Here is a 12,145-nt window from a genome sequence, read left to right on the forward strand (position 1 = left end):
ATCCTGCACGACCCACCACCGCTAAATAAATCACCTCATTCTAATTCGCTCTCTGTATTTCAGATATAACGCTGTCGTGCAGGTGAGAAGCTGCGCTCAGGTTCTACATCACCGATCCCTGATGTTTTCGCTGGCTTTTGTTATATCTCTTTTTGCTTCAACCCAGTTCAATCACACCGTAGCATTTGGCGTATAGTAATGGCTTCTTTTTTGACGGCTGGCGATATTCCTTTATAGTCCTGTGCGTAGAAGGATATGCCTTAAGAGATAATTGATGATGATTGGTCCGGTTATCAATGGCGCGGCTATTTTGATTGGTGGCGCATTGGGTGTGGCGCTGCGCCGTTTTATTCCCCAACGTATGCGTGATGGGTTACCGCCCGCATTTGCGATGGTATCGATTGCCATGGGCGTAACGCTGGTGGTCAAGGTTCACCAGCTCCCGGCAGTGGCGCTGGCGATTATTCTGGGAGTGGGGATTGGCGAATTGCTGCGTCTTGAAGCCGGTGTTCAGAAAGGGGCGATAATGATAGAGCGCCTGTTGAGCCGGTTTGTGCCATCGCCAGAGCACAAGTTACCTCAGGATGTGTATACCCAAAATTTTACTGCCTTGATTGTATTGTTTTGTGCCAGTGGAACCGGTGTGGTCGGTGCCATGACGGAAGGGCTGACCGGTGACTACCAGCTATTAATCATTAAGTCGGCGCTCGATATTTTCACGGCACTGATTTTTGCGATTACGCTGGGGGTGGCGGTGATGTCGATAGCCATTCCTCAGGTACTGGTACAGACGCTGCTGTTTTTCTCTGCCAGGCTTATCATGCCGTTTATGAACGAGATCACGATGGGCGATTTCGCAGCGTGTGGCGGCATTGTGATGATGGCTGTCGGATTGCGCATTGCGCAGATAAAAACCTTTGCGGTGGTTAACTTCCTGCCAGCGTTGGTGCTGATTATTCCTTTCTCCTTATACTGGCACCGCTTCTTTTCCTGATGGCTACCGGGCGGTCTTTCTGGCCGCCTTGTGCATCAACGGATCTATCTTTTTAATAAATTAAACACATCTGGCATTTCTGAAATTTCTTAGTGAAGAAAAAGCAGACTTTATGATGTTATTGCGATATTTTGTTTAGTATATAAAACACGTTTCTCGTAAATGACGTCGCCTTAACGCCTGCAACTGCACGGAATCCCATGATGAGCCTGTTTTTTGAACCATCTGCTATTGATTACCCTTTTCCCGCCAAACCCAAACGGCTATCCGAAGAGGAAAAGCAACAGTATCGCCACCGGATTAAACACCAACTACAAGCACGCAACGCCGTGCTGGTGGCGCACTATTACACCGATCCAGAGATTCAGTCACTGGCCGAAGAAACCGGTGGTTGTGTTGCCGACTCACTGGAAATGGCCCGGTTTGGCCGTACTCATCCTGCTACTACGCTGGTCGTTGCGGGTGTGCGGTTTATGGGGGAAACGGCAAAGATACTCAGCCCGGAAAAAACCGTACTGATGCCGACGCTCGAAGCGGAGTGCTCGCTGGATTTAGGGTGCCCGGTTGAAGCCTTCAACGCTTTTTGCGATAGCCACCCTGATCGCACGGTGGTGGTGTATGCCAATACGTCAGCGGCGGTAAAAGCCCGGGCAGATTGGGTCGTGACGTCCAGTATTGCGGTGGAGCTTATCGAACATCTGGATAGTTTAGGTGAAAAGATCATCTGGGCACCGGATCGCCATCTTGGGCACTATGTGCAAAAGCAAACGGGAGCGGATGTGTTGTGCTGGCAGGGTGCTTGCGTTGTGCATGATGAATTCAAAACGCAGTCGTTAAAGCGAATGAAGGCGCTGTATCCACAGGCGGCGGTGTTGGTTCATCCGGAATCACCTCAAAGCGTCGTTGAGATGGCGGATGCCGTAGGGTCGACCAGTCAACTGATTCAGGCGGCAAAGCGGTTGCCTCATCCAGAACTGATTGTCGCGACCGATCGCGGCATTTTTTACAAGATGCAGCAGGCGTGCCCGGAAAAGGTGCTGCTGGAAGCGCCCACCGCGGGTGAAGGGGCTACCTGCCGCAGTTGTGCACATTGCCCGTGGATGGCGATGAATGGGCTTGAGGCGATTGCAACGGCCCTGGAGCAGCCTCAGGCATCCCACCATAGTATTGAGGTGGATGGCGCTATCCGTGAGCGCGCCTTGGTGCCACTGAATCGGATGCTGGAGTTTGCGGCTACACTCAGGTCATAGTCATTATCATTCAGGAGTAGAGATGGATTTTTTTAGTACCAGCAATATTCTGGTTCACATCCCGTTAGGGGCTAACGGTTATGACCTGTCATGGGTTGAAGCGTTGGGGACGTTATCCGGTCTGGTATGTATCTGGCTGGCGAGTCTGGAAAAGACCAGCAATTACTTGTTTGGGCTGGTCAATGTGTCGCTGTTTGCATTGATCTTCTTCCAGATTCAGTTATACGCCAGCCTGTTGTTGCAGATTTTCTTTCTCGCCGCCAATGTCTACGGCTGGTATGCCTGGAGCAGAACGACGCAGGACAAGGCGGCGGCGTTACAGGTTCGTTGGTTATCGCGGCGGCAGGCTCTGTGGTGGAGCGTGGTGTGTGTGGTTGCGATTGTACTGATGTCTCGGTATATCGACCCATTCTTTTTCCTGCTGAGTCGTATTGCGGTGGCAGCAATGCAGGGCGTGGGTATGGATGTGTCGATGCCGACGTTGCAGCCGGACGCGTTTCCTTTCTGGGATTCAGCCATGACGGTATTGTCGGTGGCAGCTATGCTGTTGATGACCCGTAAGTATGTTGAAAACTGGCTGTTGTGGGTCGTCATCGACATTATCAGCGTGGTGATTTTCGCTTATCAGGGGGTGTACGCCATGTCGCTGCAGTATATGGTGCTGACGCTGATTGCGCTGAACGGCACCTGGCTATGGATAAAAGGTGCCCGCGATAATCACTCGCAGCCGCTTGCCCGCGCGTTATAACGGATAATCAGACATGCGAGCACCCGCTCGCATGTCTGTCCGGTTCTGTGTTTGAGGTCGTGGTTGACCTGCACTCAGTATTTTTCTCACGCACAGTGAATAGTGGTCGTTACCGTGGTTGAATACCGGTGAGTATTATTTGCGCCAGGTGTGAGCTGCTTGACTTCTCTTCGCCAGCCTGCAATATGAATGGCGACGTTATTATTTTTTTCGTTTTTACTCCGGGTCGACAGGGGATGATCGTCTGTTGCTATGGAGACATGGACCCATTATGAATTACCAGAATGATGATTTGAGAATTAAAGAAATTAAAGAACTACTTCCCCCCGTTGCACTGTTGGAGAAATTTCCAGCCACTGAGCGTGCAGCACAGACTGTATTTAATGCCCGCAATGCTATTCATAAGATCCTGAAAGGCAATGATGATCGCCTGCTGGTGGTGATTGGGCCTTGTTCCATCCATGACACGAAAGCGGCTAAAGAGTACGCGGCGCGATTGCTGAAACTGCGTGAAGAATTGCGTGGTGATTTAGAAGTCGTGATGCGCGTCTATTTTGAAAAGCCGCGTACGACGGTGGGCTGGAAGGGGTTGATTAACGATCCGCACATGGATAACAGCTTCCAGATCAACGATGGCCTGCGCATCGCCCGTCAGTTACTGTTGGAGATCAACGACACCGGTTTACCGGCTGCGGGTGAGTTTCTGGATATGATCACGCCACAGTATGTGGCTGATTTGATGAGTTGGGGTGCTATCGGCGCCCGGACGACGGAATCTCAGGTGCACCGTGAGCTGGCATCTGGGCTGTCCTGCCCGGTGGGTTTCAAGAACGGTACTGATGGCACCATCAAGGTTGCGATTGACGCTATTAATGCCGCTCGTGCACCGCACTGTTTCCTGTCGGTAACCAAGTGGGGCCATTCGGCGATCGTTAATACCAGCGGTAACCACGACTGCCATATCATTCTTCGTGGCGGCAAAGCGCCTAACTACAGCGAAGAGCATGTGCAGGCGGTGAAAGTGGGTCTGGAAAAAGCGGGCCTGCCAGCACAGGTGATGATCGATTTTAGCCACGCTAACAGCTGCAAGCAGTTCAAAAAGCAGATGGACGTGTGCGAAGACGTATGCCGTCAGGTAGCGGGTGGTGAGAAAGCTATCATGGGCGTCATGGTGGAAAGCCATCTGGTGGAAGGTAACCAGAATCTTGAAAGCGGCGAACCGCTGGTTTATGGCAAGAGTGTCACTGATGCCTGCATCGGCTGGGATGATACCGACAGCCTGCTGCGCCAGTTGGCGGCGGCGGTACGTCAGCGTCGCGGCTGACAGCCTTTGTCCTGGCTATAAAAAAACCCGGTTTTAACCGGGTTTTTGCTTTTTACATCACGTGTATCAGACGAATTACTTCGCTTTACCCTGATTAGCGACGGCGGCTGCTTTCGCAGCGATTTCGTCGGCGTTGCCCAGGTAGTAGCGTTTGATCGGCTTGAAGTTTTCGTCGAATTCGTAAACCAGCGGTACGGCAGTCGGGATATTCAGCTCCAGAATTTCTTCTTCGCTCATGTTATCCAGATATTTCACCAGTGCACGCAGGGAGTTGCCGTGTGCAGCGATGATCACGCGCTCGCCTTTTTTGATTCGCGGCAGAATGTTTTCATTCCAGTACGGCACCACGCGTTCGATGGTCAGCGCCAGGCTTTCAGTCTGCGGCAGCTCTTTGTCGCTCAGCGATGCGTAACGCGGGTCGTGGCCCGGGAAACGTTCATCGTCACGAGTCAGTTCCGGCGGAGTGACCGCGAAACCGCGACGCCACAGTTTAACCTGCTCGTCACCGTATTTCTCAGCGGTTTCTGCCTTGTTCAGGCCCTGCAACGCACCGTAGTGACGTTCGTTCAGTTTCCAGCATTTTTCTACTGGCAGCCATGCCTGATCCAACTCGTCCAGCACGTTCCACAGCGTGTGAATGGCACGTTTCAGCACAGAGGTGTAGGCAAAATCAAAGCTGAAACCTTCTTCTTTCAGCAGTTTACCTGCCTGTTTGGCTTCATTGACGCCTTTCTCGGACAGATCAACATCCATCCAGCCGGTGAAGCGGTTTTCGTTGTTCCACTGGCTCTCACCATGTCGCACCAGTACCAGCTTAGTTACAGCCATAGCTTAACTCCTTCATATACTAAGATTTCTATGATAACTACGCTCATTATAGGGCCGGAGAGCGGTTATCGGCAATCGCTAGTCACCCAGCCGCCTGATTTATATGCCGCCACAATGGCGATAAAACAAGCGGCTTTATCGTTTCAGCTTGTATATTTCTCCACCCTATTGCGGTGGAGCAACAAAAACAGCGCCGGAATCACCAGCATCGACAGCAGCGGTGCGCTGACCATGCCACCTATCATCGGTGCGGCAATGCGCTGCATGATTTCCGAACCGGTGCCGCCGCCCCACATGATGGGCAACAGCCCGGCCATGATGGTGGCAACCGTCATCATTTTCGGACGTACACGCAATACCGCGCCTTCACGGATAGCGGCCATCAACTGCGCGTTGCTCAGGGTCTGCCCCGGCAGGCGATGTTTTTCCACCGCGTGGTTCAGGTACAACAGCATGATCACCCCGAACTCCGCTGCTACCCCTGCCAGCGCAATAAATCCTACCGCACCGGCAACAGATAAATTATAGCCGAGCAGATACAACAGCCAGACACCGCCGATCAGCGCAAAGGGTAGTGTACCCATAATCAGCAACGCGTCTTTGATCTGGCCGAAAGTCACGAACAACAGGATAAAAATAATCAGCAGAGTGAAGGGGATCACCAGCTTCATGGTCTCGGTAGCGCGCTCCAGATACTCGAACTGACCGGACCAGCTGAGTGAAATGCCCTGTGGTAATGAGACCTGCTGTGCCACCTGGCGCTGCATCTCCTCCACCGCGGATTTCAGGTCGCGTCCGCGCAGGTCGACATAAATCCAGTCGGACAATCGGCCGTTTTCGCTTTTTAACATCGGTGGTCCTTCGCTGACACGGATATCGGCCAGTTCGGAGAGAACCAATCGAGCGCCGCTTTGCGTTACCACCGGCAGATTTTTTACCGCCTCGAGTGAGTCGCGGATTTCTCGTGGGTAACGCACGTTGATAGGGTAACGCTGGCGACCTTCCAGCGTTTCGCCGATATTTTCCCCACCGATCAGTGTCGCGACCATCGACTGTAATTCCTGTACCGATACACCGTAGCGGGCAGCTCGCCGCCGGTCGATATCGATATCAATGTAGCGCCCACCCGCCACGCGTTCTGCCAGTGCCGATGTCACGCCGGGTACACGTTTCACAACCTGCTCTATCTGCGCGGCTACCTGCTCTATCGCATGCAAGTCGTCTCCGTTGACCTTGATGCCGACCGGGCTTTTAATGCCTGTCGCCAGCATGTCGATCCGGTTGCGAATGGGCGGTACCCACACATTTGCAATGCCGGGAAGGCTGACGGTGCGATCCAGCTCGGCGACCAGTTTGTCCATGGTCATACCGGGCCGCCACTGCTCTCGCGGTTTCAAACGGATGGTGGTTTCCAGCATGGTCAGCGGTGCCGGGTCGGTGGCACTGTCAGCACGACCGGCTTTGCCGAACACGCTATCCACCTCCGGTACGGTTTTAATCAGCCTGTCAGTTTGTTGCAGTAACCGGGCTGCTTCGCGTGGTGAAATACCGGGCAGGGTGGAGGGCATGTACAGCAGGTCACCTTCGTCCAGCGGCGGTATAAATTCACTGCCGAGACGAGAAAGCGGATACAACGTCAGTACCAGCAGTGCCAGCGAAACCGCCAGTGTGGTTTTGGGAAAACGCAGTACCTGCTGCAACACCGGTTGATACAACGCTATCAGCCAGCGATTGAGTGGATTAGCCTGTTCGTCGGGGATACGACCGCGTACGAAATACCCCATCAACACCGGTACCAGGGTGATACCAAGCCCGGCTGACACCGCCATTGCATAGGTTTTGGTAAACGCCAGCGGCGAAAACAGGCGGCCTTCTTGGGCTTGTAGTGAAAATACCGGGATAAACGACAAGGTGATGATTAACAGGCTGCAAAATAGCGCGGGCCCGACCTCTGTCGCGGCTTGTGTTGCGAGTTGCCACCAGGTGGCGCTATCCGGTTCGGTGTCCGGATGCTGGTGTCGCCACTGTTCGACCACCTTGTGCATATTCTCGATCATCACAATCGCGGCATCGACCATGGCGCCGATGGCGATAGCTATCCCACCTAACGACATGATGTTGGCGTTGATACCCTGGTAGCGCATGATGATGAACGCCCCCAGAATCCCCAACGGCAGGCTGATGATCGCCACCAGCGAAGAGCGGAAGTGAAACAGGAACAACGAACACACCAAGGCGACCACCACAAACTCTTCCAACAATTTGTGGCTGAGGGTGGTGATAGCGCGTTCGATCAGCGGCGAGCGATCGTACGTGGTGACTATCTCGACGCCAGCGGGCAGGCTTTGGCGAATCTGTTGTAAGCGGGCATGAACGGCGCGCAGTGTTTCCAGTGCGTTTTTACCCGAGCGCATCACAATTACGCCGCCCGCGACTTCACCTTCACCATTAAGCTCGGCAATGCCACGGCGCATTTCCGGGCCTTGTCGTAGGGTGGCGACATCCTGCAAGAGTATTGGAATGCCGTCTCGTCGACCTACCGGCACGTTGAGAAAGTCTTCCGCTTTTAGCAGGTATCCGGACGTTCTGACCATGTACTCGGCTTCGCCCAGCTCGATAACGGACCCGCCGCTTTCCTGATTAGCGGCCCGCAGCGCATCGATCACCTGCTGGTGTGTGACGTTAAGCGCGCGCAGTCGTTCCGGGTTCAGCACCACCTGATACTGACGAACCATACCGCCGATGCTGGCGACTTCCGCCACATTGGGCACGGTTTTCAGCTCATATTTCAGCAGCCAGTCCTGAATAGCGCGCAAATCAGCCAGACTGTGTTGACCGCTGCGATCAACCAGCGCGTATTCGTAGATCCAACCGACCCCGGTGGCGTCTGGTCCCAGCGAGGCTTTCGCCTCGGCGGGCAGGGTAGATTGCACCTGACTCAGGTATTCCAGTACGCGGGAGCGCGCCCAGTAAGGGTCGGTGCCATCCTCGAACAAGATGTAGACATACGCGTCACCGAACATGGAAAAGCCGCGCACGGTTTTCGCACCGGGTACCGACAGCATGGTGGTCGTTAGCGGGTAGGTGACCTGATTTTCCACCACCTGTGGCGCTTTACCGGGATAACTGACCCGGATAATCACCTGTACGTCGGAGAGGTCAGGCAGTGCATCCAACGGTGTTTTTTGCAGTGAAATGACGCCCCACGCCGCCATCATCAGGGTGGCGATCAGCACCAGAAAGCGGTTTTTTATCGACCAGCGAATCACTGAGGCGATCATAGGTGGCCTCCGTGAATCGTCGTATCAACAGGCTGGATAGCCAGCAGGTGTGCACCGCTATCATCCAGTCGAAAACGGAATGTCACCGTCATGCCGGGCTGGAGAGTCGCGGGCAGCGTATTACCGTCAAAGGTGAAATCCATGGTCATCGGCGGCCAGTTGAGCGCTGGCACGGCGTCGTGGGCAAGGGTGACCTGTTTGCCCTTGATGGCTTTGATGACACCTCGGGTCTGGTAGTCACTGGCGGCTGTGGCTGCAGGCGGTGTAGGTTGGTCTGGTGAGCTATCACTAAACGCGCCTAGTGCACTGCGCAGGCTGGCCTCAGAGTCGATCAGGAACTGGCCGGAGATCACGACATTATCGCCGTCGGTGAGGCCGGAGCGGATTTCTGCCCAGCCGTCCTGAATAAGGCCTACCTCAACCGGACGTGGGGTGAAATAGCCCTGACCGTCGCTCAGCAGTACTCGGTTCTGGCGGCTGCTGACTAACAGTGCTTGTTGCGGGACCATCAGTGTCTGGCGAGCGGTGCCGGTAGCCAGTCGAACGGTCAGGTACATACCGGGTTTGAGGCGTTGCTGGCGGTTGTCCAGGACAACGCGGGCTTTCAGCGTGCGGGTGGCTGTGTCGAGTTGCGGCAACAATTCGGCGATGCGTCCACGAAAGGTTTCGCCCGGCCAACTGTCGCTGGTGGCGAGCATCTCGTCACCGATATGCAACGCTGACGCCTGTGCAGCCGGATATTCTACTTCAACCCAAACCGGGTCGAGACTGGCCAGCTCAAACAACGGCTGTGCCGGTGTTAACTGGCTGCCACTGCGCACATCCAGCCGGTTGATGTAGCCGCTCTCTGGCGCAGTAATCGTCAGACGTGGTTGCGGTTTACCACTACGCTCAACCTGTCGGATGACGCTTTCCGGCATGAACATCAAGGCTAGCTTTTGTCGTGCAGCCTGACTGAGCCCGCTGTCCCCCAACTGGCGCACCGCCAGATACTCCTGCTGAGCGGCTGCCCAGCTTGGGTTCCACAGCACCGCCAGCGTTTCGCCTTTCTGTACCGGCTGCTGCACTGCGCTGACGTTAAGCTGCTCCACCACGCCGCCACTGGGAGCGACCACGGTGCGTAGCGTGCGTTCGTTTAACGTCACGGTGCCATAACCAACTGCCTGAGGTCGTAGTTCACGGCGTTCAACCCGAGCGGTGCGTACACCGAGGTTTTGTTGCTGGCGTGGGCTGACCATTACGCCGCCGTTATCCTGCACCTCATCGGCGTAGCGCGGTACTAACGGCATATCCATAAAGGGGGATTTGCCGGGTTGACCGAAGCGTTTATCCGGCACCATCGGGTCGTACCAATAGAGAACCTGACGCCCGTTGTTGGCCTCGGGTGTGGCGGTGGCGGCATGATTCGCTATCGTGGTGGTGTGACTGCCGTTACGGTAGTAACCCACGGCGTAACCGGCTGTAGCCGCCACCAGCGCGATGGCAATCAGACTGACAGTAAAAGTACGGTTCATTTTGCGGCGGTTCCTTGTGGCGTCAGGTAACGGAGGGTGGCCCACAGTGCCGCCATGTCACGGGCAGCGTTTTGCGCGGCGATACGGCTATCCAGCAGTGCGCGGCGGGCTTCCAGTATGCTGGTCAGATCGCTGTTGCCGCTCTGATACTGGCTTTGCAGCAACCGGATGCGCTGTTGCTGCAACGGTAGCACCTCGTCATTTTGGCGATGCCAGCGGGACTGGGCGGCCTGATACTGTGCCAGCAGTGTGTCGAGCTGCGCCCGGTGTTCTCGCTGGACGAGGGTGACCCGGTCGCGTGCCTCCATACTGAGCGCCACATCGGCGGCGTGATCTTTGTTCTGCCTGCTGGACTGGAACAGTGGCAAATCCATGCTGATTTCGATGCCAGCCATATCGTCGAAATTGTTACCGCGCCGACCGTAATACACTTCGACGCCGACATCCGGAATGGCCGCTACCGCAGATTGCGCCGCCCGGGCCTGTGCCAGACGGGTTTCCTGTTCGGCCTGGGTTATCTCCGGGTGCTGGGCGATAGCAGCGTACAAGACTGCCGGTTCGGCAGGCAGGCGCTCGAAGTGAGGTAATGGCCCTTGTGTGGTGACGTCGCTGATGCCGGTCAGCCGGGTGAGCCGGGCCTGCGCGATGGTGACATCCCGCTCGGCATCTGCCAGCCGGTCTTGCATCGCCGAAAGCGTCAGCCGGGCATCCAGCACCCGGGCGGATTCCCCACCCGCGGCCACGCTGGTTTTTTGAATGGCAATCTGACGCTGACTTTCCTGTACCAGTGCGACGATGTCTTGCCGTGTCTGGCGAGCCAGCGCCAGTTCCAGCCAGGCCTGGGCCGTATCACGCTGTAACTGAGCGCGCAGGGTGTCACTGTTGCTGCGTACCGCGTCGGCCTGGGCCAGAATGGTTTGGGCTTTACGTTCGCGTTTGGTGGCGCTGACATAGGTTTGCATGATGCTGATGCGTTGCATGGTCATGCCCTCGCGTGTCAGGCGACGGGTGTTGTTGCCACCAATCGGTACGTTTTCGATGCCGTATTTCAGTTGTGGGTCCGGCAGTTGTGTGGCGGAGTCGGCCATGTTTTGCAGCGCGCCCATCTGGTGCTGGTTGGCAGACAGGTCGGCGGAATAGTGTTCCGCCGCCTGCAGTGCGCCATCCAGATCCAGTGCTGCCGCGAATGACGCGGCAGGCAGCCACAACAACATCGCCAGCCACGCGCGCGAAGCGCGGAGCGTGCGTATGTGCATGGTGGTCTCCGGTCAGTTTTGCTGCGGTTTGATGTCGGTCAGGGTGTAGCCGTCCGCACGTTGCACGAAGCTGAAACGGACCGAACTGCCCGGTTGCAGCGGCGTCAGATTATCGTTTACAGGCAGACGAAAGGTCATGGTCATCGCTGGCCAGCGCAACGCGGGAATGGCTTCATGCGCCAGCGTAACGCTGTCGGCGTTCCATTGTTTGACGATGCCGGTGGCATGGTAGATCGTTGCGGATTCGGTCGGGGCAGGTGGCATAGACATATTGCCAGGCTGCATATCGCTATGCTGCATGCTGCCAGTCATCGAGTGAGACATGCCGTTCATCTCACCGGTCATGGTGTGGGTCTGGGGCTGTTCAGCCAATAAAGGGGTGGAGAAGAGTAAGACAGCAATAGTAATAGACAGTGTACGCATGATAATAGCTCCATAAATACGATAAATAACAAGTCATTGCGTGAAAACGCACAAAGGTTGTTTATCGCGGAAGCTATTCTCTGAATCGGCAAAAACGGATTTCGGCGGGGGGACCGGCGACAGGTGGTGTAAACCAGCGGTTGCTGCTGACAGTGACAGGTTGCGGTGGTTGTACGGGCAACAGTTCACTGCTGACTGGCAATGCCAGTAACGATAACGACGGTAAATCCTGGCTGGCTGTGTCAGGCTGACAATGTTTCTCACACAGTGGGCCGACGCTCGCTGTCGTTTGAACATCATACCCGGCTGACATGTCAGGCATGATGGCGTCTTGCTGCATGCGATGGGTATCATGCTGAACATTTACGGGTGCCGCCGCGATGAGGGGGACATCGCAACGGTGGCTGGCGATAGCCAACTGAGTGTTCAGCAAGAGCCAGCATAATGCCAACATCCAGCCCCATCTGCTTTTATAGCGCAGATGTCGCAAGCTGAGTGGATGAGGGCGCGAGGCGGTCATGAAGAAA

The 12,145-nt window shown here is 55.4% G+C and carries 10 protein-coding genes; 4 read left to right on the forward strand and 6 right to left on the reverse strand.

What is annotated here, in order from left to right:
* Positions 1-277: 277 nt before the first annotated feature.
* From FAZ14_RS09140 to aroG, 4 genes are all read left to right on the forward strand, one after another.
* Positions 278-994, forward strand: a complete 717-nt coding sequence (locus tag FAZ14_RS09140; RefSeq protein ID WP_029456408.1) for a DUF554 domain-containing protein — start codon at positions 278-280, stop codon at positions 992-994.
* A gap of 203 nt (positions 995-1,197) precedes the next feature.
* Positions 1,198-2,244, forward strand: a complete 1,047-nt coding sequence (nadA, locus tag FAZ14_RS09145) for a quinolinate synthase NadA (RefSeq protein ID WP_153508472.1) — start codon at positions 1,198-1,200, stop codon at positions 2,242-2,244.
* A 22-nt stretch (positions 2,245-2,266) separates the two neighbouring features.
* Positions 2,267-2,992, forward strand: a complete 726-nt coding sequence (pnuC, locus tag FAZ14_RS09150; RefSeq protein WP_016941928.1) for a nicotinamide riboside transporter PnuC — start codon at positions 2,267-2,269, stop codon at positions 2,990-2,992.
* Positions 2,993-3,263: 271 nt separating this feature from the next.
* On the forward strand, positions 3,264-4,316 hold the full coding sequence (gene aroG / locus FAZ14_RS09155) for a 3-deoxy-7-phosphoheptulonate synthase AroG (RefSeq protein ID WP_016941927.1): 1,053 nt from the start codon (positions 3,264-3,266) through the stop codon (positions 4,314-4,316).
* A gap of 75 nt (positions 4,317-4,391) precedes the next feature.
* On the opposite strand, the gene gpmA is transcribed toward aroG, so the two are convergent.
* From gpmA to FAZ14_RS09185, 6 genes are all read right to left on the reverse strand, one after another.
* Positions 4,392-5,144: a 2,3-diphosphoglycerate-dependent phosphoglycerate mutase gene (gene gpmA / locus FAZ14_RS09160; RefSeq protein WP_016941926.1), complete on the reverse strand. Its 753-nt coding sequence runs from the start codon at positions 5,142-5,144 to the stop codon at positions 4,392-4,394.
* 143 nt (positions 5,145-5,287) lie between these two features.
* A complete protein-coding gene (locus FAZ14_RS09165) occupies positions 5,288-8,425 on the reverse strand; it encodes an efflux RND transporter permease subunit (protein ID WP_153508416.1) in 3,138 nt (1,045 codons plus the stop codon).
* Positions 8,422-9,939 carry an efflux RND transporter periplasmic adaptor subunit gene (locus FAZ14_RS09170; protein WP_153508417.1) on the reverse strand — a complete coding sequence of 506 codons (1,518 nt, stop codon included), beginning with the start codon at positions 9,937-9,939 and terminating at the stop codon, positions 8,422-8,424. The genes FAZ14_RS09165 and FAZ14_RS09170 overlap by 4 nt, the downstream gene beginning before the upstream one ends.
* On the reverse strand, positions 9,936-11,195 hold the full coding sequence (locus FAZ14_RS09175; RefSeq protein WP_038925210.1) for a TolC family protein: 1,260 nt from the start codon (positions 11,193-11,195) through the stop codon (positions 9,936-9,938). The genes FAZ14_RS09170 and FAZ14_RS09175 overlap by 4 nt, the downstream gene beginning before the upstream one ends.
* A 12-nt stretch (positions 11,196-11,207) precedes the next feature.
* On the reverse strand, positions 11,208-11,618 hold the full coding sequence (locus FAZ14_RS09180) for a copper-binding protein (protein ID WP_153508418.1): 411 nt from the start codon (positions 11,616-11,618) through the stop codon (positions 11,208-11,210).
* Between the two features lie 73 nt (positions 11,619-11,691).
* Complete coding sequence (locus FAZ14_RS09185) at positions 11,692-12,138, reverse strand: hypothetical protein (RefSeq protein ID WP_016941922.1); 447 nt, start codon at positions 12,136-12,138, stop codon at positions 11,692-11,694.
* Between the last annotated feature and the right edge of the window lie 7 nt (positions 12,139-12,145).

Source organism: Dickeya oryzae (genome assembly GCF_009372235.1).
GTDB lineage: Bacteria > Pseudomonadota > Gammaproteobacteria > Enterobacterales > Enterobacteriaceae > Dickeya > Dickeya oryzae.